At 63.0% G+C, this 25,754-nt stretch carries 26 protein-coding genes; 7 read left to right on the top strand and 19 right to left on the bottom strand.

All coding sequences use genetic code 11. From position 1 onward, the window contains the following. Nucleotide 1: 1 nt before the first annotated feature. The 3 genes from ACO07D_RS17380 to gluQRS are packed head-to-tail and all read left to right on the top strand — an operon-like array spanning nucleotide 2 to nucleotide 2,985. On the top strand, nucleotides 2-763 hold the full coding sequence (locus tag ACO07D_RS17380) for a hypothetical protein (RefSeq protein ID WP_421704191.1): 762 nt from the start codon (nucleotides 2-4) through the stop codon (nucleotides 761-763). Nucleotides 764-805: 42 nt separating this feature from the next. Then, nucleotides 806-2,158, top strand: a complete 1,353-nt coding sequence (gene trmFO / locus ACO07D_RS17385; protein ID WP_421704192.1) for a methylenetetrahydrofolate--tRNA-(uracil(54)-C(5))-methyltransferase (FADH(2)-oxidizing) TrmFO — start codon at nucleotides 806-808, stop codon at nucleotides 2,156-2,158. Continuing rightward, nucleotides 2,155-2,985: a tRNA glutamyl-Q(34) synthetase GluQRS gene (gene gluQRS / locus ACO07D_RS17390; RefSeq protein ID WP_421704193.1), complete on the top strand. Its 831-nt coding sequence runs from the start codon at nucleotides 2,155-2,157 to the stop codon at nucleotides 2,983-2,985. Before trmFO ends, gluQRS begins: the two co-directional genes overlap by 4 nt. Nucleotides 2,986-3,048: 63 nt before the next feature. Here the strand turns inward: gluQRS and hisI are convergent, their stop codons facing one another. Further along, the gene (gene hisI, locus ACO07D_RS17395) at nucleotides 3,049-3,408 is read right to left on the bottom strand and encodes a phosphoribosyl-AMP cyclohydrolase (RefSeq protein WP_421704194.1); all 360 of its coding nucleotides are present in this window, start codon (nucleotides 3,406-3,408) and stop codon (nucleotides 3,049-3,051) included. Nucleotides 3,409-3,494: 86 nt separating this feature from the next. Here hisI and ACO07D_RS17400 point away from each other — a divergent pair, with 86 nt between their 5' ends. Together ACO07D_RS17400 and ACO07D_RS17405 are read left to right on the top strand one after the other, a co-directional pair. Beyond that, nucleotides 3,495-3,935, top strand: coding sequence for an iron-sulfur cluster assembly scaffold protein (locus ACO07D_RS17400; protein ID WP_421704195.1), 441 nt, complete (start codon nucleotides 3,495-3,497; stop codon nucleotides 3,933-3,935). A gap of 54 nt (nucleotides 3,936-3,989) precedes the next feature. Further along, a complete protein-coding gene (locus ACO07D_RS17405; RefSeq protein WP_421704196.1) occupies nucleotides 3,990-5,402 on the top strand; it encodes a methyl-accepting chemotaxis protein in 1,413 nt (470 codons plus the stop codon). A 199-nt stretch (nucleotides 5,403-5,601) separates the two neighbouring features. On the opposite strand, the gene ACO07D_RS17410 is transcribed toward ACO07D_RS17405, so the two are convergent. The 5 genes from ACO07D_RS17410 to ACO07D_RS17430 form a co-directional block, all read right to left on the bottom strand. Next, complete coding sequence (locus tag ACO07D_RS17410) at nucleotides 5,602-5,724, bottom strand: hypothetical protein (protein ID WP_421704197.1); 123 nt, start codon at nucleotides 5,722-5,724, stop codon at nucleotides 5,602-5,604. A gap of 111 nt (nucleotides 5,725-5,835) precedes the next feature. Then, nucleotides 5,836-7,926 carry an ATP-dependent DNA helicase RecG gene (recG, locus tag ACO07D_RS17415; RefSeq protein ID WP_421704198.1) on the bottom strand — a complete coding sequence of 697 codons (2,091 nt, stop codon included), beginning with the start codon at nucleotides 7,924-7,926 and terminating at the stop codon, nucleotides 5,836-5,838. Beyond that, nucleotides 7,923-10,172, bottom strand: coding sequence for an NAD-dependent DNA ligase LigA (ligA, locus tag ACO07D_RS17420; RefSeq protein ID WP_421704199.1), 2,250 nt, complete (start codon nucleotides 10,170-10,172; stop codon nucleotides 7,923-7,925). The genes recG and ligA overlap by 4 nt, the downstream gene beginning before the upstream one ends. A 181-nt stretch (nucleotides 10,173-10,353) precedes the next feature. Then, nucleotides 10,354-11,067: a response regulator transcription factor CtrA gene (ctrA, locus tag ACO07D_RS17425; protein ID WP_421704200.1), complete on the bottom strand. Its 714-nt coding sequence runs from the start codon at nucleotides 11,065-11,067 to the stop codon at nucleotides 10,354-10,356. Between the two features lie 98 nt (nucleotides 11,068-11,165). Continuing rightward, nucleotides 11,166-11,444 carry a DUF1153 domain-containing protein gene (locus tag ACO07D_RS17430; protein WP_421704201.1) on the bottom strand — a complete coding sequence of 93 codons (279 nt, stop codon included), beginning with the start codon at nucleotides 11,442-11,444 and terminating at the stop codon, nucleotides 11,166-11,168. A 125-nt stretch (nucleotides 11,445-11,569) separates the two neighbouring features. Here ACO07D_RS17430 and mnmA point away from each other — a divergent pair, with 125 nt between their 5' ends. Beyond that, on the top strand, nucleotides 11,570-12,706 hold the full coding sequence (gene mnmA, locus ACO07D_RS17435; RefSeq protein ID WP_421704202.1) for a tRNA 2-thiouridine(34) synthase MnmA: 1,137 nt from the start codon (nucleotides 11,570-11,572) through the stop codon (nucleotides 12,704-12,706). A 10-nt stretch (nucleotides 12,707-12,716) separates the two neighbouring features. Here the strand turns inward: mnmA and ACO07D_RS17440 are convergent, their stop codons facing one another. Further along, the gene (locus ACO07D_RS17440) at nucleotides 12,717-13,481 is read right to left on the bottom strand and encodes a helix-turn-helix domain-containing protein (RefSeq protein ID WP_421704203.1); all 765 of its coding nucleotides are present in this window, start codon (nucleotides 13,479-13,481) and stop codon (nucleotides 12,717-12,719) included. Between the two features lie 115 nt (nucleotides 13,482-13,596). Here ACO07D_RS17440 and ACO07D_RS17445 point away from each other — a divergent pair, with 115 nt between their 5' ends. Continuing rightward, nucleotides 13,597-14,028 carry a hypothetical protein gene (locus ACO07D_RS17445; protein ID WP_421704204.1) on the top strand — a complete coding sequence of 144 codons (432 nt, stop codon included), beginning with the start codon at nucleotides 13,597-13,599 and terminating at the stop codon, nucleotides 14,026-14,028. Between the two features lie 6 nt (nucleotides 14,029-14,034). Here ACO07D_RS17445 and lpxB read toward each other — a convergent pair whose 3' ends face one another. From lpxB to frr, 12 genes are all read right to left on the bottom strand, one after another. Beyond that, nucleotides 14,035-15,177 (bottom strand): lipid-A-disaccharide synthase, encoded by a 1,143-nt coding sequence (gene lpxB, locus ACO07D_RS17450; RefSeq protein WP_421704205.1) that lies wholly within the window; start codon nucleotides 15,175-15,177, stop codon nucleotides 14,035-14,037. Next, complete coding sequence (locus ACO07D_RS17455) at nucleotides 15,177-15,983, bottom strand: LpxI family protein (RefSeq protein ID WP_421704206.1); 807 nt, start codon at nucleotides 15,981-15,983, stop codon at nucleotides 15,177-15,179. Before ACO07D_RS17455 ends, lpxB begins: the two co-directional genes overlap by 1 nt. After that, complete coding sequence (gene lpxA / locus ACO07D_RS17460) at nucleotides 15,983-16,780, bottom strand: acyl-ACP--UDP-N-acetylglucosamine O-acyltransferase (RefSeq protein ID WP_421704207.1); 798 nt, start codon at nucleotides 16,778-16,780, stop codon at nucleotides 15,983-15,985. Before lpxA ends, ACO07D_RS17455 begins: the two co-directional genes overlap by 1 nt. A 3-nt stretch (nucleotides 16,781-16,783) precedes the next feature. Continuing rightward, nucleotides 16,784-17,242, bottom strand: coding sequence for a 3-hydroxyacyl-ACP dehydratase FabZ (gene fabZ, locus ACO07D_RS17465; RefSeq protein WP_421704208.1), 459 nt, complete (start codon nucleotides 17,240-17,242; stop codon nucleotides 16,784-16,786). 80 nt (nucleotides 17,243-17,322) lie between these two features. Beyond that, complete coding sequence (locus ACO07D_RS17470; protein ID WP_421704209.1) at nucleotides 17,323-17,949, bottom strand: OmpH family outer membrane protein; 627 nt, start codon at nucleotides 17,947-17,949, stop codon at nucleotides 17,323-17,325. An 85-nt stretch (nucleotides 17,950-18,034) separates the two neighbouring features. Continuing rightward, nucleotides 18,035-20,416, bottom strand: a complete 2,382-nt coding sequence (gene bamA, locus ACO07D_RS17475) for an outer membrane protein assembly factor BamA (RefSeq protein WP_421704210.1) — start codon at nucleotides 20,414-20,416, stop codon at nucleotides 18,035-18,037. Between the two features lie 275 nt (nucleotides 20,417-20,691). Beyond that, complete coding sequence (locus ACO07D_RS17480) at nucleotides 20,692-20,823, bottom strand: hypothetical protein (protein WP_421704211.1); 132 nt, start codon at nucleotides 20,821-20,823, stop codon at nucleotides 20,692-20,694. Nucleotides 20,824-20,975: 152 nt separating this feature from the next. After that, nucleotides 20,976-22,313 carry an RIP metalloprotease RseP gene (gene rseP / locus ACO07D_RS17485; protein WP_421704212.1) on the bottom strand — a complete coding sequence of 446 codons (1,338 nt, stop codon included), beginning with the start codon at nucleotides 22,311-22,313 and terminating at the stop codon, nucleotides 20,976-20,978. 37 nt (nucleotides 22,314-22,350) lie between these two features. Beyond that, nucleotides 22,351-23,532: a 1-deoxy-D-xylulose-5-phosphate reductoisomerase gene (gene dxr, locus ACO07D_RS17490; protein WP_421704213.1), complete on the bottom strand. Its 1,182-nt coding sequence runs from the start codon at nucleotides 23,530-23,532 to the stop codon at nucleotides 22,351-22,353. 6 nt (nucleotides 23,533-23,538) lie between these two features. After that, complete coding sequence (locus ACO07D_RS17495; RefSeq protein ID WP_421704214.1) at nucleotides 23,539-24,324, bottom strand: phosphatidate cytidylyltransferase; 786 nt, start codon at nucleotides 24,322-24,324, stop codon at nucleotides 23,539-23,541. After that, the gene (gene uppS, locus ACO07D_RS17500) at nucleotides 24,321-25,055 is read right to left on the bottom strand and encodes a polyprenyl diphosphate synthase (RefSeq protein ID WP_421704215.1); all 735 of its coding nucleotides are present in this window, start codon (nucleotides 25,053-25,055) and stop codon (nucleotides 24,321-24,323) included. Before uppS ends, ACO07D_RS17495 begins: the two co-directional genes overlap by 4 nt. 42 nt (nucleotides 25,056-25,097) lie before the next feature. Then, nucleotides 25,098-25,667, bottom strand: coding sequence for a ribosome recycling factor (frr, locus tag ACO07D_RS17505; protein ID WP_421704216.1), 570 nt, complete (start codon nucleotides 25,665-25,667; stop codon nucleotides 25,098-25,100). Nucleotides 25,668-25,754: the final 87 nt, after the last annotated feature.

The following is a 25,754-nucleotide window of genomic DNA, read 5'->3' on the forward strand; positions in this document are numbered from 1 at the left end:
CATGAACCGTTTTGCCATCGCCTGTCTGACCGCGCTTTCCAGTGTACCGCTGCCGGTCGGTGCCGAGCCTTCCCAGATCAACAGTTTCGGCGTTGCCGTCGAAGAGTTCAGCCTGTCTTTGCGCCACTTCGGCAGCTCCGACCTGTTTTACATGGGCGGCGAGCAGATCGAGGGTCAATTGGCGTTGCGTTTCGCGGATCGGTTCGGGGTGCAAGTCGACCTGGGGCGCATCAAGACCGAGTACGACCTCACCAGTTCTGCCTTGAATCTGCACGCGAACTTCAAACTGTCCGAAAGCCTGACCATCGGTGGCTTCCTGGGTCAGGTCGACAACCAGCTGTACCGTTACGATATCCACGGGATCGAAGCCATGTGGCAAGCGGGGAAACTCGAGATTGAGGCGCATTTAGGCAAGGAGCATTTCTCGACCAAAGGGCTCGACTACTCCCGTGTTCGCGACAGCAACATCGCCGGTGTCGAGGCACGGTTCGCAGTCAACGACCGGCTGACCCTGTCCGCTGGTCTGGACCAGTGGCGCATCCCCGGAGCGTTTGGCTCAACGTTCCGGGAAGCGCACCTGGGTGCGAGCTTTGCAATCAATGAGTTTGCGGAGTTTCACGGCGAGCTGCGGCACCACCGGGACGAACGTGCAAGGAGCGGGTCCGATGAGGTTCTGACCCTCGGTGTCACGCTCTACCCCACCGCGCGCAAGGGCGGGTTCGGCTTCCGCACCTATACGCCTAGCGGCCAGATCTCCTACTGACGCCCCCTTGGACTTTCGTCGCAGGCAGGCTACATGCGGCGCATGACACAGGAACTTCATATCGTCGGTGGCGGGCTTGCAGGCTCCGAGGCCGCCTGGCAGGCCGCGCAGATGGGCGTGAACGTGGTGATCCACGAGATGCGCCCCAAGGTCGAAACCTTCGCCCACCAAACCGGCGACCTGGCCGAGATGGTCTGTTCGAACTCCTTCCGCTCGGATGATGACGAACAGAACGCGGTCGGGCTCTTGCATTGGGAGATGCGCGCGGCCGGCGGGTTGATCATGCGCATGGCCGACACCCACCGCCTGCCCGCCGGCGGCGCATTGGCCGTGGATCGCGATGCGTTTTCCCAGGGCGTGACCGCCGAGCTGACCGCGCTTCCGAATGTACGGGTGGAATACGGTGAAGTGACCGAGTTGCCCACCGACGGCCACTGGATCTTTGCCACCGGCCCGCTGACCAGCCCCGCCCTGGGCCAGGCGATCCAGTCGGAGACCGGCGCCGAACGTCTGGCATTCTTCGACGCCATCGCCCCCATCGTGCATGCCGACAGCATCGACATGGACGTGGTCTGGGCGCAGTCGCGTTACGACAAGGGCGACACAGAAGAAGAGCGCAAGGCCTACCTCAATTGCCCGATGACCAAGGACCAGTACGAGGCTTTCATCGACGCCGTGCTGGGTGCCGACAAGACCGAGTTTCACGAGGGCGAGACCGCGACTTATTTCGACGGCTGCCTGCCCATTGAGGTGATGGCGGAACGCGGCCGCGAGACGCTGCGGTTCGGTCCGATGAAACCCATTGGGCTCACGAACGCGCACAAGCCCGAGGAAAAGGCCTATGCGGTGGTGCAGCTGCGCCGCGACAACGCGCTGGGCACGCTCTTCAACATCGTTGGCTTCCAGACCAAGATGAAATACGGCGCCCAGACCGAGGTGTTTCGCATGATCCCCGGGTTGGAGAATGCAAGCTTCGCGCGGCTGGGCGGCATCCACCGCAATACCTTCATGAACTCGCCCACGTTGCTCGATGACCAGATGCGCCTGAAAAGCCGCCCCCACCTGCGCTTTGCCGGTCAGGTCACCGGTGTCGAAGGCTACGTCGAAAGCGCCGCGATGGGGCTGCTCGCGGGCCGTTTTGCCGCCGCCGAGATCCTGGGCCAGCCCCTGCCCCCGGCGCCGAAGAACTCTGCCATGGGTGCGCTCATTCACCACATCACCGGCGGCGCCGAGGCCAAGACCTTCCAGCCGATGAACGTGAACTTCGGCCTGTTCCACCCGGTGGACGGGCTGAAGGGTGGGCGGCGCGGACGCAAGGACCGCTACAAGGCCTATACCGACCGCGCCAAGGCGGAATGGCAGGGCTGGCTCGACGGGCAGACCGCCTTCGCATGATCACCCGCTTCGCCCCCTCGCCCACCGGGCCATTGCACTTGGGCCACGCCTATTCGGCACTTCTGGCCCATGACATGGCGCGCGATGCAGGGGGGCAGTTTCACCTGCGTATCGAAGACACGGATATCGACCGCTGCCGCCCGGAATGGGAGGCGCTGATCTTCGAGGACATGAAGTGGCTGGGACTGAGCTGGGAACAGCCCGTCCTGCGCCAGAGCGAGCACCTGGAAGGCTACCATGCGGTTCTTATGGGCCTGGCCGACCGTGGCCTGGTCTACCCCTGTTCCTGCTCGCGCAGCGCCATCCGCGCAGCAATGAGCGCCCCCCAGGAAGGCGTGCCCGCCCCCGATGTCTACCCGGGCACATGCCGTCATCGCCCCATGTCAGACCGCAGGTCCGGCGATGCACTGCGCCTGGACATGGTCAAGGCGATAGGCGAGGTCGGACACATGGAGTTCACCGAGACCGGCCCGAAACACGCGGGCACCCATGTCCTGGACCCCGCCCGGCTGGTGGCTGAAATCGGTGATGCGGTGCTGGGCCGCAAGGAGATCGAGACCGTCTCCTACGTGCTCGCCGCCGTGATCGACGACGCGGGCCAGGGCATGAGCCATATCGTGCGCGGCGAGGACCTGTGGCAGATCACCTTCCTGCAGGTTCTGCTTCAGAACCTTCTGGACCTGCCCACGCCCACCTACCACCATCACCGCCTGGTCCGCGACGAGACCGGCAAGCGCCTGGCCAAGCGCGACGATGCCAAGGCGATCCGCACCTACCGTGAGAACGGCGCGACGCCTGAAGACATCCGGCGCATGGTCGGGCTCTGACCTCTTCTTCTTGGCAAAGATACCTTGCAGGGGGGCTGAGGGTGCTACACCCCAAAGTCGCCCTTAGCTCATGGGCTTCATCAGCTCGACTTCCTCTCCGTCCCGAACGGCGGTGTAGAAACAGCTGCGGCGATGGGTGTGGCAGGCGGCCCCGGTCTGGTTTACCGTCACCAGCAGGCAGTCGCGGTCACAGTCAAAGCGGAAATCCACCAGTTCCTGTATGTGCCCCGAGCTTTCGCCCTTGATCCAGAACGACTGGCGCGACCGCGACCAATAGGTAACACGGCGCGTCTCGATGGTGCGCTCCACCGCCTCGGCGTTCATCCAGGCCACCATCAGGACCTCGCCGCTCGTGGCATCCTGCGCAATCGCCGGAATCAGACCTTTTTCGTCGAATTTCAACGAAGTCACATCGAATTGCATGGCATATCCTTTTCATTTCCCGCCCGCCGCCCTATCTAGGGCGAACCGGCACAAAGGAAAAGCCGGGAAACCGTCCGGGGAGCGACATGAGCGATAGCGATCTCATCAACCTCTATTCAAAACAGATCCTGGCCCTGGCCGCAGATATTCCGCATCTGGGCAGCCTGCCCACGCCGGATGCACGCGTCAAGAAACGCGCGCCGCTCTGTGGTTCGACCGTCAGCGTGGACCTGACCGTTGATGGCGACCGTGTGGGCAGCTTTGCGCAAACCGTGAAAGCCTGCGCGCTTGGCCAGGCCTCGGCCTCGATTCTGGGGGCGCATGTGACCGGCGCCACCCGTGCCAGCCTGCAGGACGCCCGTGACGCCCTGGCCACCATGCTGACCGCAGACGGGCCGACGCCGCCCTCGCCATTCGAGGCGCTCGAAGTGTTGCGCCCGGCACGGGAATTCAAGAACCGGCACGCGTCTATACTGCTGGCCTGGGACGCGACCCTGGCCGCCTTCGATGAGGCCCGTGCGGATTAAGCATATCTCAACCCGAGATAGCTATGGATGGACCAACCAACCGGAGGTCCAGCCGTGCAAGAAAACCAGAAGTTCACCCCGGCGGAGGCTGCGCCAAGCAGCCTGTCAAAGCTGTCTGGCAATGCTGCACAGCTTGGCTACGACGTCGTCGACGTCGCAGGTTTCCTGCAGGAGGTGGACGAGAAGAGCTCGAATCAGCTGCAAGCCATCGTCGGGTTGTCGAGCCAGGCAAAGGATGTTCTGGGCGCCAACCAACGGGTGCGCGGGGCGCTGGACGAGCTGATGGAAAGCTCCCGCAGCACCGTGTCGACGGTCGAAAGCTCCGCAGAACTGGTGCGTCACGGCGGCGCCAAGGCACAGGACATCGCAACCTGGGTTCAGGCCCTGTCCGACCAGATGACCGCCATGGCCGCCTCCCTGGAAACCGTGCTGCGCTCGAACGAGGAAATTGCGTCCATCGCCAGCCAGGTGAACATCCTTGCCATCAATGCCAAGATCGAAGCCGCACGTGCAGGCGACGCAGGTCGCGGCTTTGCCGTCGTCGCCGAGGCGATCAACGAACTGTCAGGTAAGACCGCCAGCGCCGCCGAGAGTATCTCGCAGAACGTGACCGCCCTGTCCGAGCAGGTGGGCGTGCTGAATAAGGAAACCGACGAGGTATCGGCCACCGCGACCGACGTGCTGAAGGAATCCCACAAGGCCGATGAGGCCATGGGGCAGATTGCCGCCGCCGCCAACGAAAGCGCAAAAAAGACGGACCAGATTCGGGTCGAGGCGGAAACGGTGCGCGAAGCAGTTGAAAACTTCCTACCCACCTTCGACCAGATCGGCGACAGCGTCGGGGAAACGGCGACCGGTGTGCATCAGGCCACGGAACAGACCAATGGGCTGATCGACCTGACAGAAACCATTGTGCAGGATATCGTCGCCCTGGGCGGCAAGACGCTGGACCAACCGATGATCGACCGGGTCCAGGCGGATGCAGAACAGATCTCGACCCTGTTCGAACAGGCCGTCGCCACGGGACGCATCGGGATGGAGGCGCTGTTCACCCATCGCTACGAAGAGATTCCGGGCAGCAACCCGCAGCAGGTCATCGCACCGTTCACCGATCTCTGCGATCACCTTCTACCACCGCTGCTGGAAGCGGCCCTGGATTTCGATCCGCATATCGTTTTTTGCGCGGCAGTAGATGTGAACGGCTACCTGCCGACCCACAATGTGAAGTTCTCACACCCGCAGGGCCGGGATCCGGACTGGAACACGGCCCATTGCCGCAACCGGCGCATCTTCGACGACAGGGTGGGGCTGAAGGCCGGGCGCTCCACCGCGCCCTTCCTGTTGCAGGTCTATCGCCGAGACATGGGCGGCGGCGAGTTTGCCATGATGAAGGACCTCTCAGCGCCGATCCGCGTAAACGGGCGCCATTGGGGCGGATTGCGCCTGGCCTATCGCTTTGGAAACTGACACCCCTACCCCTGTATAGAAAAAACCACCGCATCCCGGGACAGTGGGATGCGGTGGCAGTTGCGGCTCTCAGGCTCCGGCGACCCCGGTCGGAATGAGGCAGAAACCCCGGGGTCAGGACAGTGGTGGTGCAGTAGACCACCAGCGCATCGAATTGGGGACAGGATGCGAGGATCCGGATACGTCCGCAGGCAGAAACTCAGATGACCCCTGGAAGGTGAAGACCGCCAATCAGAACGACCATCAGGGCACAGCCCCCCGCGATATCCTGCCAGATCGTGGCAGAGGACCGGGACAGCACCGCTTTGACCTCGTTCAACATCGACTTTCTCCTGCTCTCGTTGATCATCTTTGTTGCTTATTTGTTCTCACTTTCAATTCAACTTGTAAAGAACTTTTTGAGAACATTTGAGAACAAATTGGAACGCGCAGGTTAACCCACTGAAATCAAACGGATCGCTTCGTCCTGCCGCATCAACCACAGAAGAATGCGCGCGGCCGCGCCCCGAGCGGTTTCCAGTCCCGGGTCCTGTTCCAACAGCAGCCGCGCGTCCTTCTGAGCTACGGCCATGAGCCCGGCCTGGTGTTCCATGTCCGCCACCTGGAATCGTGGCAGGCCCGATTGCGCGGTGCCGATCAGGTCCCCCGCCCCCCGCATTTCCAGGTCTTCCTCGGCAATGCGGAACCCGTCCTCGGTCTCGCGCATGATCTCGAGCCGCCGTTGCCCGGTCTCGGTCAGGGGCGGCTGATACATCAGCAAACAGGTCGAGGCGGCCTCGCCCCGCCCGACCCGACCGCGCAGCTGGTGCAGCTGCGCCAAGCCGAAATGTTCCGCCCGTTCGATCACCATGATCGAGGCATTGGGCACATCCACGCCCACTTCGATCACCGTGGTTGCCACCAGCACCCCAGTCTCGCCACGCTGAAACGCGCCCATCGCCGCATCCTTATCGGCGGGCGGCATTTGTCCATGGACCAGGCCGACGACGTCGCCTCCCAAGGCCGCGCGCAGCTGTTTGAACCGCTCCTGTGCCGCGACCATATCCATGGTCTCGCTTTCTTCGACCAGCGGGCAGACCCAATAGGCCTGGCGTCCTTCGTCCAGCGCCGCCCTCAACCGGTCAACCACCTGCTCCAGACGCCCGGTCTGCACAAGCGCCGTGGTGATCGGCTTGCGCCCCGGAGGCTTCTCGTCCAGCACGCTCACATCCATATCGCCATATTGCGCCAGTGATAGCGAGCGTGGGATTGGTGTCGCGGTCATGACCAGCACGTCCGACGCTTCACCCTTCTTGCCCAGCTCCATGCGCTGGGTCACACCGAAGCGGTGCTGCTCGTCGATGATTGCCAGGCGAAGATCTTGGAAATGAACGTCTTTCTGGAATACCGAATGGGTGCCCACAAGGATGTGAATGTCGCCGCGCGCAAGTGCTTCCAACTTCTCTGCCCGTTCACGACCCTTGTCTCGGCTCGTCAGAATCTCGACCACAACCCCGGCCAATTCAGCCAAGGGACGAAGCCCCTCCAAATGCTGGTGGGCCAGAATACCGGTGGGCGCCATCATGACGCCCTGCCCGCCCGCCTCAACCGCAACCAGCAGCGCCATGAAGCCGACCAGCGTCTTTCCCGCGCCCACATCTCCCTGCAACAACCGGTTCATCCGCAGGCCCGAGCCCATGTCTGCCGCAATCTCGGCAATGGCGCGGGTCTGGGCCCCGGTCGGCGCATAGGGCAGCCCGTCCAGAACCCTCTGCTGCAAGTCGCCCGTAGCCAGACTGACCCGCCCCTTGCCGCGGCGAACTTCGGCCCGGGCGATGGCCAGGGTGAGTTGATGGGCAAAGAACTCGTCATAAGCCAGACGCCGACGCAGCGGGTGGCTGTGCGACAGCTCTCCGAACCCAGCGGGGCTGTGCGCCTCGCGCACCGCATCATGCCAATCGGGCCAGTGCTCGCGTGCCTTCAGCGCCGGATCGATCCATTCCGACAGCGGCGGCACGCGGGTCAGAACCTCGCCCACGGCCTTCAACGTCAACCGTTGTGTTATGCCGGATGCCAGGTGATAGACCGGTTCGAAATCCGGAATGCGGGTGGCCTCAGCCGGTCGTACGATGTGGTCCGGATGCGGCATTTGCAGGTAACCGTCAAAGCTTTCAACCTTGCCCGAAACCACCCGTTTTTCACCAACCGGCAGGTTTGTATCAAGCCAACGATCGTTGGCGTGGAAGAACACCAGGTGGAAAGTGGTCAGCGCATCGGTCACCTCAACCCGATAAGGCGCGCCGCGACCACGCGGGGGCATGTGCCGGTTTACCGTGACCTCCACAGTGGCCGTGGCAGGCGGGTCGACCTCAAGAATCGAGGCGCGGAATTGTCGATTCACACCTGAATAAGGCAATGAAAACAACAGATCACGCGGCTTTTCAATGCCAAGCGCGGCAAAGGCCTTGGCCGTCTTGGGGCCAACACCACCAAGGGTCTCCAGGTCCGCAAATAACGGATAGAGGATTTCCGGCCGCGTGCTCATAGCCCCCCGATCAGGTCGATCCAGCCGTCTTCGTCAAGGGTTTCCACCCCCAGATCGGCAGCTTTTTTTGCCTTGGATCCCGCCCCCGGTCCAGCCACCAGAAGATCGGTCTTGCCTGAAACCGAGCCCGAAACCTTCGCACCCAGGGCTTCCGCACGCGCCTTGGCCTCAGCCCGGGTCATCTTTTCAAGCGTACCGGTAAAGACCACGGTCTTGCCGGCGACAGGGCTATCGTTCGACGGAGCCTCGGTGGCCTCGATGGTCAGCTGCTTGATAAGTCGGTCGATTGAGGCCCGTTCGCGCGGGTTCGCGAAAGCATCCGACAGGGACAGGGCGAGCGAGGGGCCGATTCCGTCGATCGCGATCAGCTCGTCCCAACTGTCCAGGGCCGCCTGCGCCACGGTGCCCGCGTCGAAGGCGGCATCGCGCACTGGTTTGACCCGGGCACGCCGTCCCTCCTTGGTCGCTTGTCGGCGTTCCGCTTCCTCGGCCAGGTCCGCGCGCCGGTAGGCCTCCGCGGCAGGCCGGGCATAATCAAAGGCCGTTTCCAGTGCCTCCCAGGTGCCAAAATGCCTGGCCAGATCGCGAGCCGCCGCCTCACCCGCATGTCGAATGCCCAAGCCGAACAGCACCCGGTCGAAAGCGATGCCATTTCGGCGCGTTTCAATGGCAGCAAACAGGTTTTCGGCAGAGATCTCACCCCATCCGTCGCGATTCTTCAGCCGGGTAAGGTTTTCTGCATCTCGGTCCTTGAGCGTAAAGATATCGGCCGGCTCACGGATCGGCAGGACCTCGTCGGCAAAGAACATCTCGATCTGCTTGGCGCCGAGCCCCTCGATATCGAAGGCCCCGCGAGAGACGAAATGCTTCAGTTTTTCAACGGCTTGCGCGGGACAAATCAAGCCGCCGGTGCAGCGTCGAACCGCATCTCCCTCCTCGCGCACCGCATCGGAACCGCATTCCGGGCAGCTGGTTGGGAAGCCGAAAGGCTGTGCGTTGTCGGGGCGTTTCGACAGGTCCACATCGGCGATCTTCGGGATCACGTCGCCGGCACGATAAACCTGAACCCAGTCGCCCACCCGGATATCCTTGCCTTCGCGGATCTCGGCGCCCTTGCTGTCACGGCCTTCGATATAGTCCTCGTTGTGCAGCGTGGCGTTGGAGACGACCACGCCCCCGACGGTCACCGGGGCCAGGCGGGCGACGGGCGAGAGCGCGCCGGTGCGGCCGACCTGAATGTCGATCGCCTCGAGCCGGGTCCAAGCGGTTTCAGCCGGGAACTTGTGCGCGATGGCCCAGCGGGGGGTGGTGGAGCGGAATCCCAGCCGTCCCTGCAGCGTCAGATCATCGACCTTGTAGACCACCCCGTCGATGTCATAGCCCAGCGTGGCGCGTTGGGTTTCGATGCTGCGGTAATGGGTCAGCATCTCTGCCGTGGTTCGGCACAGTTTTGTCAGCGGATTGGTCTGAAAACCGAACACTGCGAGCTGTTCGATCGCGCCCATCTGGGTCTCGGCCAGAGGTGCAGACAGCTCGCCCCACGCATAGGCGAAGAAGCGTAGCGGACGGGCGGCGGTGATGGAGGCATCCAGTTGACGCAGCGATCCGGCCGCCGCATTGCGTGGGTTGGCAAAGGTCTTGCCGCCGCGTTCGGCGTGGCGGGCATTCAGCGCTTCGAAATCCTCATGGGACATGTAGACTTCGCCACGGACCTCCAGAACTTTCGGCGCGTTTTCAATCTGTTGCGGGATATCCTTGATGGTACGCGCATTGGCGGTAACGTTCTCGCCAACTGCGCCGTCGCCCCGGGTGGCGGCCTGGATCAGCCGCCCGTTCTCATAGCGCAGGGACAATGAAAGCCCATCGATCTTCGGCTCTGCCGTATAGGCCAGCGGCGTGGCCCCGTCGAGCCCAAGGAAGCTGCGAATGCGGGTGTCGAATTCAGCCACATCCGCGTCGTCAAACGCATTGCCCAGGGACAACATACGCACCGCGTGTGTAACCTTGCCGAAGCCTTCGGCCGCAGCGGCGCCCACCAGATCCGTAGGGCTATCGGGCCGTTTCAGGTCGGGGAATCGCGCCTCGATCGCGGCATTGCGGCGTTTGGCAGCGTCGTAATCGGCATCACTGATCTCGGGCGCGTCTTCCGCGTGATAAGCGCGGTTGGCCTGGGTCAGCAGCTCCGCCAACCGGGCAAGCTCCGCCTCTGCCTGTTCTTTGCTCAATGCTTCGACGGAAATTTCCATGCCCCACTCCTGCGCGCTGTTTTTCAAGTGATAGGCCCGCGCGCACGTATCGTCCAGCCGGGAGATAACGTGAGGCCTCGAAAGAAAACCCGACCCTGCAACACAGGCAGGACCGGGTCAGGAGGGAACAGAATATACCTTGGGGTCAGTCCTCTGGTCGGACCCCGTCAGGTTGTCGCTTTCAGGCGCCCATCGCAATTTGCGCGTCGAGCTCTGCCGGCTCCGGATCGCGCAGCACATAGCCGCGCCCCCAAACCGTTTCGATGTAATTGTCGCCGCCAGTGGCGTTGGAGAGCTTCTTGCGCAACTTGCAGATGAAGACGTCAATGATCTTCAGTTCGGGCTCATCCATGCCGCCATAGAGGTGGTTGAGGAACATTTCCTTGGTCAGCGTCGTGCCCTTGCGCAGGGACAGAAGCTCCAACATCTGGTATTCCTTGCCGGTCAGATGAACGGTGCGCCCGTCCGCCTCCACCGTCTTCGCGTCAAGATTGACCGAGATCTTGCCGGTGCGAATGACCGATTGCGAATGGCCCTTCGAGCGGCGGATGATCGCGTGAATACGCGCCACCAGTTCTTCGCGGTGAAAGGGTTTGGTCATGTAGTCGTCGGCGCCAAAACCGAACCCCTTGATCTTGTTTTCCGTGTCATCGGCGCCGGTTAGGATCAGGATCGGCGTGTCGATCCGTGACATGCGCAGCTGACGCAGCACCTCGTGACCATTCATGTCGGGCAGGTTCAGATCAAGCAGGATCAGGTCGTAGTCATAAAGCTTGGCCAGGTCGATGCCTTCCTCGCCCAGATCCGTGGAATAGACGTTGAGGTTGGCATGGGTCAGCATGAGTTCGATGCTGCGGCTCGTCGTGGGATCGTCTTCCACCAGCAGGATGCGCATTTTGTAGTCTCCGCTAAATCTTCCGTTCCGTTGGTAAACAGTTAGACCGGAAATGGTTAACGCCCCGTTACCCACAAGGAACTTTTAGCGAATACATCCTAAGGTTGTCTATACTTTTGAAGAGCGGTGGCTTTCAAAGCTGCTTCACCGTGTTTTTCGACCGCTCCCGCCCATTCGGAATACTCCTCTTCCGACAGGCCATAGAGTTTCAGCGCGTCGGCCAGGGTGATCAGACCATAGGTCACCCCCTTGACCACCGCCGCCTTGCGACTGGCCACCCAGCGCCGGGTGTCGTGCGGCGGCAGGTCGGCGCGGGTCATGATCGACCCGTCCGGCAGGGTCACGGCACGCGGTCCATCAACTTTCTTGAGATACATCTGCGGCTCCCGATACGTCACTTGGGGCCAATCTGACCGGACAGGTTTAAGAAGCAGTGAAGCCCCCCCTTGTTGTTGTTTCGAATTTTCCTATATTTCGGGTCTCTTTCCTTGGGGGATGCACGATGGACACCGAAACGAAGCTGAACTCGCTGGGCTTTGCCAAGCCACCGGCCGAGACCCGCGTGGTTGTGGCCATGTCGGGCGGCGTGGACAGCTCGGTCGTGGCTGCGATGCTGGCCGAGGAAGGCTATGATGTGGTCGGCGTGACCCTGCAGCTTTATGACCACGGCGCGGCCCTGGCCAAGAAGGGCGCCTGCTGCGCGGGGATCGACATCCATGACGCGCGGCGCGTGGCCGAATCGATGGGCTTTCCCCATTACGTGCTGGATTACGAGAACATCTTCCAGGACGCAGTGATCGACGAGTTTGCCGACAGCTACCTGGCCGGCGCCACGCCTGTACCCTGCATTCGCTGCAACGAGCGCGTCAAGTTCAAGGACATGATGGAGACGGCGCGCGACCTGGGGGCCGATTGCATGGCGACCGGCCACTATATCCAGCGCGCCGATGGTGCGCATGGGGCCCAGTTGCACAGCGCGGCGGACCCCACCCGCGACCAGAGCTATTTCCTGTTCTCGACCACACCAGAACAGCTGGATTACCTGCGCTTCCCGCTGGGCCATCTGAAGACCAAGGACGAGACCCGGGCTTTGGCGCGCAAATACGGGCTGGAAGTGGCGGACAAGCCCGACAGCCAGGACATCTGTTTCGTGCCCAATGGCGACTATGCCTCGGTGATCGAGAAACTGCGCCCCGGCGCCGCTGAACCGGGCGAGATCGTGCATGCGGATGGCCGTGTGCTGGGCACCCACAAGGGGGTGATTCACTATACGATCGGGCAGCGGCGTGGGCTTGGCATCGGCGGGCTGTCCGAACCGCTCTACGTGGTCAAGCTGGACGTGGACAGCAAGCAGGTCGTGGTCGGCCCGAAAGAGATGCTATCGACCCGGATCATCCCGGTGCGTGAGATCAACTGGCTGGGCGATGAACCGTTCACCTCACGCGATCAGTGGGAGCTGGCGGTCAAGGTGCGATCCACCCGCCCGCCGCGCGAGGCGATCGTGCGTCCGATTTCCGAGAGCGAAGCCGAGGTCGAGCTGCTGTCACCCGAAGAAGGGGTGAGCCCGGGTCAGGCCTGTGTCTTCTACGCCCCCGAAGGGCCGCGCATCTACGGCGGTGGCTGGATCTGGCGCGGCTGAGGCCGCCGGATCAGCCGAAAGCCACGTCCAACCAGGCTTTGCTTGCGTCATCCGCAGGCATCATCAGTTCGATTTTCAGATCGGTCAGGACCAGATCCTCGGCCCCGCCGATTTGCAGGAAGGTTGAAAACAGGTTCAGCCTCAGATCACCTGCGCGATATATCGTCGAAATCATCGGCGGCAGAGGCCCATCGGGCGCGTATCCCGAGACATCCGGGTCACGCTCCAGCAGACGGACCGCATGATCCAGCGCGGCGATGCCGCCGGCGGCCCGGCTTTCCGACCGCAGTCGCTGCATCATATGGTGGCCGACCTCCGGCCAGTTTTCGATCATCGCAGCCATAACGCCCGGGCTCTCCAGCAGCCGCAGTGTACTGTCGCCTTCGCCCAGCCCGCTCATCGAAAAAAGCATCCGGGCCATGCGGTTCAGCCTGACGATCCGCCATTCCCGATCCAGCAGAATGCCCGGATAGGGATCGTGCCGGTCGAGGATGCGGATCAGCCCCTCGCGCGCCGGGGCCAGATGCGCGCTGTCGAATCGTGACACCGGGTAGAGCGGCGCAAAGCCCGCCTGTTCCAGCAGCTGGTTGCGCGAGACATTGGGCACGTCCAGCGCCTCGCACAGGGTAACGACCATGTCACGGCTGGGTCGCGCGCGTTCGCTTTCCAGAAAGGACAGGTGGCGGGCCGAGACACCGGCCTCGCTTGCCAGGGACAATTGGCTGAACCGGCGCAGCTTGCGCCAGTGGCGCAGGGATTGGGAAAAATGCGTCATCTGGGCAACCTAACCGCTGCAGATCACAATTTCACTTACCTCGCGGGTAATTGAAGCGCACCCGGTCAGCACCCAGTTTCAGGCAGCAATTGACCCCGATGGAAGGAGCCCGCTCGTGAAAACCTGGACACTCAGCACCCGTATCCGTTTCGGCGCCTATTTCATGATGTTCTTTGGCGTATTGATGAGCCTATCGCTGCTGCCCCCTATGAACGGGGTGCTAATGCAGGCAGTGGACCTGGTGTTCTGGCCGCTGGACGGGCAGCAACAGCCCCATCGGGACGCCCCACGCCTGATGACCGCCGTCATTGGCGGGATCACAATGGGCTGGTCGGTCACCCTGCTGATCCTCAGCGGCGAGCCTGCCCATTTGGCACCACGTTCCGTTCGCAAGGCTGCTCTTATGGGCTACCTCAGCTGGTTCTTGCTGGACGGGCTGGGGTCGATCATTGCAGGCGCACCGTGGAACCTGTTGGGCAATGCCCTGTTCCTGGCCTTTCTGGTCGTGCCGCTGTTGCAGACGTCTCACCAGCGGTCCGATGCATAGCCACGCTCACTGCGCAGAAATTGCCCCAAGGACCGAACGTGCGGCCCGCAGGCCGGGTGCTTCACCGCCCTTGCCCAGGCGTTTCATGGTCAGGGCCATTGCCAGCCGCTGATCGCCGGGATCAGCCAGAACCGACAGAATCGCAGGCGCAATCTTTTCCGGCAGGCAGTTTTCGCCCAGGTATTCCGGCACCGCGCGGGTCTCCGACACCAGATTGACCAATGTCACCGTGTCGATCTTGATCAGGCGTTTCACGATCTGGCGGGTGAGCCAGTTCATGTCATAGGCGATCACCATGGGCGTGTCGGCGGCGGCCAGTTCCAGCGACACGGTGCCCGACGCCGCCAGGGCCACATCCGCCGCCGCGAAAGCCGCGCGCTTTGCGATTGCCTCGCCGGGCGGGATCAGGATCACCTGCCCCGGCCAATTGGCAGTGACCTGCGCCACCAGTTCTTCAACGCCCTGCGCCACCGGAACGACCACGCGAATATCGGGACGTTCTGCCACGGCCCGGGTCAGCACCTCGCCGAAGATGTCGCCCAGCCGCCCGACCTCGCCCTTGCGCGAGCCGGGTAGAGCCAGCACCAGCGGAGCGTCGCCGATGCCATGTTCCACACGGAAGGCGGCCACTTCGGCCTCTGTCGCGACCGGCTCCGCCACAACCGGGTGGCCGACGAAATCGCAGCCCATGCCGACGGCCTGCATCAGAGGAGGTTCAAACGGTAAGAGCGCCAGCACATGGTCGATCACCTTCGCCATCTTCTCAGCCCGCCCCTCGCGCCAGGCCCAGACCGAGGGGGCCACGTAATGCACGGTGGGAGTGTCGCCGACCGCCTTCACGAGCTTGGCCACGCGCAGGCAGAAATCCGGGCTGTCGATGGTGACAATCACGTCCGGCTTGAAGGCCAGCGCGGCCTCGGCCACCTCACGGATGCGGCGTTTCAGGTGGAAATATTTCGGCGCGACCTCGACAATGCCCATGATCGACAGTTCCGACATGTCGAACTGGCTCGCCAGCCCCTGCCCTTCCATCGCCACACCGCCGACGCCGGCGAATTCGACACCGGGTGCGAGCTGTTTCAGCCCCTCCATGAGCGCCCCGCCCAGCCGGTCGCCCGAGGGCTCGCCTGCCACGATGAACACCCGCATCAGCGCGCCATCAGGAAAAGGTCATGCGCACGCACCAGGCGTTCGACCTCCTCCTGCTCCAAGACAATCACGCCCCCGGCGGCAATGAACAGACCGGCAAGCCCCGCCTCGGCCACACCGCGAATGGTGTCGGGACCGATGGTGGGCATGTCGACGCGTAGATCCTGACCTTCTTTCGCGGCCTTGACCAAGACGCCCTTCTCACCGCGTTTCAGGTGCTCGGGCGTTGTGGCGACATAGCGCAGCAGCGCATCCGTGCCCTGGATCGTCTCGATCCCCAAACACTGCCCGCCCGCGACAACGCAGCTCTGCCCGACATCCATCGGGCTGAGCGCGATCAGGATATCGGCGGCGCGGATCGCGTCGACCTTTTCCTGCTTGGTCGGCTGACGACCATAGAGCGTATGAGCGTGGACCTTCAGCGCGGGCGCAACTTCGTGCGCACCGGAAACGATGAAGCCCTCACCCTCGAAAATCTCGATGATCACGCGCAACAGCCCATCGTCGCCCCCGCCCATCGCCTTCATGACCCGGGGCATCAGCCGCGCGGTTTTCATGTCGAACCGCAGAGGGTTCAGCTTCGGGCGGCTCATGGAGCCTGCAAAGACCACCTCGTTCACCGAATGCTCGCGCAGCCCTTTGAACAGCGCGCCAAGCTTTTCGAAACTGGCCTGCAGGTGCAACTGCCCCTCGGGCACCTCCACATCGACTCCATCGAAAGTGACGAACAGCGCCGTGTCATCGGCCGCCGCGATCTCGCGCGGCAGCTGGCCGTGACCGGCAAGGATGGCCAGGCGCGGTTCCATCAGCTGGGTGTCAGGAAGCCGCGGTCGCTGTCGCCCAGGATGAAGGCAACCATCTCGCGCACGTAGTCGCTGTCGGCCTCTTCCTCGAGCCGTTTGGCACGCTCCTGGAAGCTGCCCTCACCCTGTTTCAGCATCAGGAAGGCGGCACGCAGCGCGGTGATATCGGCGCGGGCCACACCGCGACGCTTCAGCCCGACCAGGTTCAAGCCATCGAGCTCCCCACGCGGGCCCTGCACCAGCGCATGGGGCAGCACATCGGCGGTGACCATGGACAGCGCCCCGATGATGGCGCCGCGCCCCACCCGCACCCATTGGTGCAGGCCCGAGAGGCCGCCAACGATCACCTCATCCTCGATCACCACGTGACCGGCCACGGCCACGTTGTTGACCAGGATCACCTTATCGCCGATCTGCGCGTCATGGGCCACGTGGCAGCCTGCCATGAACAGGCCATCGTCACCCACCCGGGTGACATAGCCGCCGCCGGCGGTGCCGGTGTTCATGGTGACATGTTCACGGATGCGGTTGCGCTTGCCGATCACCAGCTTGGTGTCTTCGCCTGCGAATTTCAGGTCCTGCGGGATCTCGCCAATCACTGCGAAGGGAAAGATGACCGTCTCGTCGCCGATCTCTGTATCACCGGTCACCACAACGTGGCTCTTCAGCTCCACCCCCTGCCCCAGGCGCACCTTGGGGCCGACCATACAGAACGGACCGACGATACAGTCGGGCCCGATGGTGGCGCCATCCTCGACGATGGCGTTTGAATGCACCTGGGCGCTGGGATCAATCCCCATGGATTACGCCCCCTGCAGGTCCAGCATCGCGGTGAAATCAGCCTCGCAGGCCACCTCATCGCCGACCTTCGCCGTACCCGAGAACTTCCAGATCTTCGAACCCGAGCGGTTCACGGTGACGAACAACTCCAGCATATCGCCGGGCACGACCTTGCGGCGGAACTTGGCCTTGTCGATGCCCATGAAGTAAACCAGAGCGTCCTTTTCCACGATGTCGAGGCTGATCGAGGCCATCACGGCCGCAGCCTGGGCCATCGCTTCGATGATGGTCACACCGGGCATGATCGGGGTGCCCGGGAAATGGCCCTGGAAATGCGGTTCGTTCATCGTAACCATCTTGATGCCGCGGCAGGAGGTCGAGGGCACGATATCTTCGACCCGATCTACCAACAGGAACGGGTAGCGGTGCGGAATGCACTTCTGGATCAGATGGATATCGGCGCTGGTGGGCATGTCGGTCATCGGGGTGTCCCTTGTTCTTCTGTTGCCCCTGACTAGCAAGCCGGGCGCGGTGAAACAATGGTGATCCGCCGCGGCGGCAATCAGTTGTCTTGTGTAGGATCCGTGGCGGGAGCACCGGTCGGGCCGTCTGTGGGGGCCTCGTCGGAGCCTGATTCCGTGCCGGTTTCCGCCCCAGTGCCCTCGTCAGGCGCAGTCGATGGTTCGCGCCCCTCTGCCCCGTCGTTCAGCACCGCATCGACACGGGCGATCGCCAGGTCGGTCACATCAATATTTTGGGTGGTCAACAGAATGGCGGAACGATCAATGATCGCCACGGCCCCCAGGTCATGGATCAGCTGCGCGAGCACCGGAGCAACCCGTTCGAAAAACCGCAGCCGTTCCGTTTCCAACAACGTCACGAACCGCCCTTCGGCCGCCTGCGCTTCGGCGCGCAGGGCCACGACCTTTTCATCAAACGCATCTGCCTTGGCGCGAAACTCCTCTGGCGGCAAGGTCTTGCGCGCCTCGGTCAGGGCCAGTTCCTCCGCCTCCAGGGCGCGTTCCAACTCCTGTGTTTCTTCCGCCAGACGCAGCCGTTCACCGGCCAACTGTTCGATCACCCGGCGTCCGTAAAGCGTGCTCTGAAACAGTCGGTCCCGATCCAGCGTCACGAATTGCGAGGGCACGGCCTGGGTCTGCTGCGCCCAACCGGCCGTGACAGGAGCCATTGCGAAAGACACCACGGCCAAGAGTGCAAGCGCAAAGCACCGCACCACCTGCCCCGTGCCCCAAGACATGCTTGCCCCTCGCCGATCAGAACTCGGTCTGGATCGTGAACTCGAAGCTGGTATCCTTGTCATAGTCTTCCTTCGCCAAGGCGTGGGTGAAGTTGAAGCGCAGCGGCCCCAGGGCCGTGGTCCAGAAGATCGACGCCCCGACCACGGCGCGCAGATGCGCATCATCGTCAATCAACCCGCCCAGATCATCGTCCAGCCCCCAGATGGTGCCAGCGTCAAAGAACAGGCCACCGGAGATGCCGTACTCCTCAGGCAGACCCAGCGGGAATTCGGCCTCCAGCCGTGCCACAGCGAAGTAGTTGCCACCCAAGGCGTCGTCGCGGGTTTTCGTCAGCCCGTCATCGGGGTCGACATAGGTGGTGATGTCGCGCGGACCGACACCATTTCCTTCAAAGCCCCGCAGCTTCGAGGACCCAAGGCTGAACCGATCAATGATCCGGCTGTTGGCGTCACCCAAACCGAACAGGGCCCCACCTTCGATGGTGCCGCGCAGGGTGACCTGATCGTTCAGCACCAGAGTACGCCCGGTCAACGACGCCGTCGCCCGCGCATATTCAAAGTCAGAACCGAAGCCACCAAGGTCCACGGCCACGTTCGCCCGCACGCCTGCCTCGGGGTTCAGCCCGGTGCGGCGCGTATCCCAGGTATAGGCAAAGCCGACACCGGCCCCGGTCTGGCGCCCGGCCGCCACATCATCGCGGATCAACTGCGACACAGCGACATTGGTCGCGGACACGCCGGTCATCTCGGTGCTTTCGGCAAAGACGCTCAAGCGCAGGCGGCCATTTTCCGAAACCGGGAACTCCAGCGAGGGACGCAGGCGCACGATTGTGGTGTCATAGTTCTCGTCATCATCATCCGAGGTCGAATAGACCCCGGAAAGCCCCAAGGCGAGGTCCCGCCCCAGTGCATTCGGTTCGACAAAGTTGAAGTTGAAGGCCCGGCTGTTTCTGGCCGTGTTGAAGCTCAGAGAGACGAGTTGCCCGCGCCCCAGGAAGTTGCGTTCGCTGAACGACAGGTTCACACCGACGCCGTCTTCCGACGAATAGGCCCCCCCGAAGGACAGCGAACCGGTCGGTTGCTCTTCCACATCCACGTCGATCACGACGGTGCCCGGCGCGCTGCCCTCGCGGGCCTGCACATCGGCGGTCGCAAAGAAGCCAAGCGCGCGAATGCGCTCTGCCGCCTCGCGGATTTCACGCGGGTTGAACGGGTCGCCTTCCACCACGCGGAACTGGTTGCGCACAACACGGTCCAGCGTTGTCGCGTTGCCCTCGATGTCGATCCGTTCGACAATGATGCGCGGGCCGCGGGTCACGACCAGTTCAATGTCCAGGGTCTGGCTGCGATCATTGCGGGTGATGCGCGGTTCGACCCGGATGAAGTTCATGCCCTTCTGGATCGCCAGGCGCTCCATGCGCGCAATGGTCTCTTCCAGCGCGGCAGGGTTGTAGGTCTGGCCGGAGCGAAGGCGCGAGACCGCGTGGAACTCCTCGGGGTCAACCTCGCTCAGATCGCTGGTGGTGGTGATTTCACCGAAATCGAAGCTCTGCCCTTCACGTACCTGAAAGGTCACGAAGAAGGCGTCACGTTCACGCGACAATTCGCTGGCCACGGCCGTGACCTGGAAATCGATATAGCCGCGCGAAGTGTAGAAATCGCGCAGCACCTGTTTGTCGAACTCGATCCGGTCCGGCACATAGGTATCGGCGCGGATGACCTGGCGCAGGATACCGGCTTGTTTGGTTTCCAGCACCCGGCGCAAACGACGGTCCGAGAAATTGCGGTTGCCGGTAAAGGACAGACGTTCGATTTCAACCGTGCGGCCTTCGTTGACTTCGAACACCAGATCGACGCGGTTGTTCGAGCGGCGGATGATCACCGGGTCAACGGTCGCGGCCAGGCGGCCTTGAGATTCGTAGACGTCGATGATGGTGCGTGCGTCCGCCTCGGCGGTCGACGGCGAATAGACCCGTCGCGGCGCGGATTGCAGCAGCTCGGCAAAGACGTCATCTTTCAGACGGCGGTTGCCTTCGATCGAGACCCGGTTGATCGTCGGGTATTCTTGCACCCGAATGACCAGCTTGTTGCCCTGGGGAATGATTTCGACTTTTTCGAACAGGCCGGAGCCCTGGAGGCGACGGTATCCGTCATTGAGCGCGGCGGCAGACACGGTCTCTCCCCGCACCACGCCCAGATAACTCAGGATGGTGGCGGCTTCGATCCGGCGGTTGCCTTCGATCTCGACCTGGGTGAAGACATAGGCCTGCGCGACGGCCTGCTGAGGCGGCAAGCTTGTGACGGAGGTGGTCGCCAGGAACAACGCGAGCGCGCTCCGGCTTGCGATTTTCACTGTCCCACCAGCAATCCCGGCGTTAAATCCCAGGTTTTTCAGCATCTTGCAATCTTTCGCTCAGACATCCCAATCCTCGGAAATCGACCCAGCCCTTGGCAGTGGACTTCTTATGGGGGCCTCTCCCGACACCAAACGTGCCTTATTGCGCGCCGAGTCACGGCACAGCTAACACTCCGTTCGGATTAATGGCTTGAGGCGGTCTTGTCAAAGAACGAAACCGCCCCTGTCGCGGTCGGGCGGACAGGGGCGGGTTTGTTGAATGTAACGTGTTCGATTTGTGCGGTTTTCTGCCGATTATCCAACCGGGAGTGTGGCTTTTACCCCACAAACGCCCCAAGGGCCGCACCGGCGCCCAGAGCGGCGGCAATCGTGCCGATATAGAAAAGGCGATCCCAGTTCAGATCGACCAGGAGCGACAGGCCACGTGCGCCTTGTTGAATATGTTCCATGACGAGCCCCTTCTCTCGAGTTCCCGTCCCTTGTCGCCAAGGAATGTGGCCCGAGCGGCCCCGAAATGTGGCGCAAATGTGGCATTTGCCAGTTTGCGCCGAGATTTCGAAACAATTCTAAGGGGTTTGCCCCTGCCCGAACTGAACCTGCCCTAACAGAAGATGTCGTTGGTCAACCCGAAGATCATCAGGCTCAACACGATGAACAGCCCGCCGGTCATCAGGATGTTCAGCGCGCGATCGCTGGGCGGACGGCCGGTGATCGCCTCGAAAGCGTGAAACACCAGATGGCCGCCATCCAGAACCGGGATCGGAAACAGATTCAAGAGGCCAATGGCGGTCGAGATCACGGCAACCATCCAGATGAAATCCGACAGGCCCCGCTCCGCCGCGCCCCCTGCCACCTTGGCAATGCCGATCGGGCCCGAGATATTGCAGGTGTCGATCTGACCCGAGACCATGGCCCAGAGGCCCGACAACGAGGTGGTAATGATCTGACCGGTCTGGGTCACCCCATAGCTCAGGCTTTCGCCGATGCCAGCCGGGCGCGGACCGGGGGCGAACAATAGATCCCCCCCTACGCCAATGCGCCAGACGGTGTGAAAACCGCCCTCGGGATTGGGCTCGTCGCGCGCCTCCGGCGTCAGGGTCAGGGCCACGGTGTCGGCGCCGCGACGCAGCTCCAGTGCGACAGGCGCCCCCTCGCCATTAACCACGACCTTCTGCAGGCTGCCAAAGGTCGCCATCTCTTCGCCATTGGCCCTGGTGATCAGGTCGCCGACCTGGATGCCTGCCCGCTCAGCGGCACCATCCTGGCTGAGGAAGCCAACCAATGCCGGGCGCGGATGGTAAGCGGTCAGTTCAACCTGTTGCCCATTGCGTTCCACCAGGTAAGGCAGGAAAGCCTGTTCCGGAAGGTTCTCCAGAAACTCACCGAACTCTTCATCCTCCGGCAGAGGAACCCCAGCGATTTCAAGGATCTGGTCGCCCGGCTGCAGGGTGGTTTCGACCCCGGGCAGTTCGGCCACCTCCGCCACGAGGCCATAGTTCGTCGGCACCCCCTGCACCAGCAGGAAGCCCGCAAAGACGATGGCCGACAGAATGAAGTTGAACACGGGGCCGGCCAGAACCGTCGCCGCCCGCGCCCACAGGGGGGCGCCATGCAGCGTGGTGCGCAGCTCTTCCTGGCTCATCTCGGCCAGCTCTTCCTCGTCACCTTTGCCGGAAGCCGCGTTCGAGTCGCCGTGGAATTTCACATAGCCGCCCAACGGGATCGCCGCGACCTGCCAGACCGTGCCGCGCTTGTCCGTGCGGCTGAGCAGCACCGGGCCGAAGCCCAGGCTGAACACATCCGCGCGGATGCCCGACCAGCGCCCGACGATGTAATGGCCGTATTCATGCACGGTCACGATGATCGACAGCGCAATGACGAAGGCCACCGCGATGAAGCCGGCATTGCCGAAGGAGGAAAGAAATCCGTTCAGGTCCAAAAGAGCCTCCCTGGGCCAGTATTCTGTGCTGCGCCGGTCACAGCCCGGCGTCGATGATTTCTTGTGCGGTCACACGTCCCATCTGGTCCGCCGCGCGCACGTTATCAAGGGTGAATGCGGCGTGAACAAGGCCCGTATCCGCCGACAGGCGGTCCAGTGCCTCCTCGACCACGGCACCCATGTCCATGAAGCCAATGGTGCCCGCGATGAACCCGTCCAGGGCGATTTCCTTGGCCGCGTTGAAGATCGCACCGGACATGCCACCCGCCGCCATGACCTCACGCGCAAGGCGCAGCGCCGGGTAGCGGATGTCGCTTGGCGCGCGGAATTCGAGCTGGCCGATGGCGGCCAGATCCAGCCGCTCGACCGGCAGCGCGCGGCGTTCGGGCCAGTGCAGCGCATAACCGATCGCGTGGCGCATATCCGGCGGGCCGACATGGGCCATCATGCCCCCATCATTGAAACCGACAATGGCGTGAACCAGGCTCTGCGGATGCACCAGCACCTCGATCTTCGCCGGATCGACGCCGAAGTATTCCTTGGTTTCAATGAGTTCCAGCGCCTTGTTGAACATCGACGCCGAGTCGATGGTGATGCGCTGTCCCATGTCCCAGTTCGGATGGGAACTGGCCTGATCCAACGTCGCATCGGCCAGTTGATCCAGCGGCCAGTCGCGAAAGGCGCCACCAGAGGCGGTGATGATGATACGCTCGACCGCGTCGATATCCTCGCCCACCAGCCCCTGAAACACCGCCGAGTGTTCGCTGTCCACCGGCAGAACCCGCGCGTGATGCGCCTGGGCAGTGGCCATCAGCAAGGGTCCTGCGCAAACCAGGCTTTCCTTGTTGGCAAGCGCCAGGGTGCCGTGATGTTCCAGCACCCGCAGGCCGGGCTCCAGCCCCGCCGCGCCGACGATGGCGGACATGGCCCAGTCGACCGGACGGCAGGCGGCCTCGTCCAGGGCACCCTGCCCGGCCGCAGCTTCGATCCCGGTGCCCGCGAGCGCGTCGCGCAATTCGTCCAGGCGGCTTTCATGGGCGGTGACGGCGACCTGCGCGTTGAACTGACGGGCCTGTTCGGCCAGGCGCGCGATGTTGTGCCCGCCGGTCAGCGCCACCACCTCATAGGCCTGCGGATCGCGGCCGATCAGGTCCAGCGTGCTTTCACCAATGGAGCCGGTGGCCCCGAAAATGGAGATCTTGCGTGTGTCGCCACTCATGTGGTCTCAGCCCCCGAAGAAACCCAGCTGATGGGCCACGAAAAGGGTGAAGGCCGCGCCCAGCAGCGCGTCGAACCGGTCGAAGACACCGCCATGGCCAGGGATCAGGTTCGAGCTGTCCTTGACCCCGGTGCGCCGTTTCAGGGCACTTTCGGCCGCATCGCCCATCTGGCTGGCAAAGCTCAGCGCCACGGACAGGACAACGGTGGGTCCGGGCAGATGGGGCGCGAAGAGCAGCCCCACGAGTGCCGCGGCAATCCAGCCCGCGGCGGTGCCCGACCAGGTCTTTTTCGGGCTCACCGCGGGCCAGAACTTCGGCCCGCCAATGATGCGCCCGGCGAAGTAACCCGCCACGTCCGTCGCCACGACCAGAGCCACCAGCCAGAGGATCGCAACCAGCCCGGCCTCTTCCCGCGCGCCGGTCAGCGTGTAGCCGGCGATCATGATATAGAGCCCGTAGATCAGGAAGCGGATGCGGTCCGGTTCCGGACCCAGCCCGCCCGCGCCCAGCATGACAATGAAGAACATGGTCAGCAAAGCCATCGGCAGCGGCATGAAACCCGCCAGCAGGACGCCCGCCCCCATGGCGATGCCGATACCGACTGCGACCACGTCGCGACCTGGCGCCATCATGCGGGTCAGCTCCCAGCCAATGAGGCCGATGGACAAGGCCACCAGCGCGCCGAAGGCCAGCCCGCCCATCCAGATACCAACCAGACCGACCGCGGCCATGACCACGGCAGACGCGATGCGTGGCCCCAAATCGGCCCATTTCGACGCCGTACCGCTCATGCCAACACCGCGCCGAAACGGCGTTCGCGCCCGGCAAATCCGTCCACGATCTCGGCAAAGACGGATTCGGTGAAATCGGGCCAGAGCGTGTCGATGAACTCATACTCCGCATAGGCCGACTGCCACAGCAGGAAATTCGAAATCCGCGCCTCACCCGAGGTGCGAATAACCAGGTCGGGATCAGGTAAAACGCAAGTATCCAAGTATTTTGGCAGGGTTTCTTCATCCACGCTATCCGGGTCCAATCGGCCCAGGGCCACGTCCTGCGCCAGGCGTTTGGTGGCACGGGCCACCTCGTCACGTCCGCCATAGTTCAGGGCAATGGTCAGGTGCACGCGGTCGTTTTCCTCGGTCAGCGCTTCAAGCTCGTCCATCAGCTTGACCAGCTTCTTGTCGAGCCGTACCCGGTCGCCGATGAAGCGCACCCGCACCCCCTCGTCACGCAGCGCGCGCGCCTCCTTGGTGATATAGCGGCGAAACAGGCTCATCAGCCCCGCCACCTCGGTCTGGGTGCGTTTCCAGTTCTCGGTCGAGAAGGCGAAGATCGTCAGGTATTTCACGCCCAGATCCGGACAGGCCTCAACGATCTCGCGCACGCGTTTGGCGCCGGCGTGATGGCCGAACAGGCGCGGCTTGCCCTGGGCCTGCGCCCAACGGCCATTGCCATCCATGATGATGGCGACGTGACGCGGCGCGCCCTTGCCCTTTTCTGGGCCGTTCGATGGGGCCAAAACGCCGCCCTCCACTGATCCCGATGAGGTCCGAGCCGGGGCTCAGACCTGCATGATCTCTTCCTGTTTGGTCTCCAGCGCCTTGTCGACCAGCGCCACGTGCTTGTCGGTCAGCTCCTGGATCTCGTCATGCCAGATCTTCTGATCATCTTCGGACATGCCACCGGCATTCTTCGCCTTTTTCAGCTGGTCCATGCCCTGGTGACGCACGTTGCGGATCGCAACACGGGCGCTTTCGGCATATTGCGCGGCGACGCGGGTCAGCTCGCGGCGACGTTCCTCGTTCAGTTCGGGGATCGGCAGCATGATAATCGTGCCGTTGAGCTGCGGGTTGATACCCAGACCCGACTCACGAATGGCCTTTTCGGCCGCCTGCACCAGCGACTTGTCCCAGATGTTCACGGTGACCATGCGCGGTTCGGGCACGTTCACGGTGCCGACCTGGTTCAGCGGCGTCTTGGAGCCATAGGCGTCCACCATGATCGGGTCCAGCATCGAGGCCGAGGCGCGACCGGTGCGCAAGCTCGCAAATTCCGTGCGCAGCGCGCCCATGGCGCCGTCCATGCGGCGCTCCAGATCGTCCAGGTCGATTTCGAATTCTTCGTCAGACATGTCTCTGCCCGTTCCTTAGGTTGTCCGTTGCCCCGATTTATAGACCGTCCTTCGCGCGGAAGTATAGGGGCGTGCACCCTTCCGCGT

The organism is Aliiroseovarius sp. (assembly GCF_965228805.1).
Lineage (GTDB): Bacteria > Pseudomonadota > Alphaproteobacteria > Rhodobacterales > Rhodobacteraceae > JASBTN01.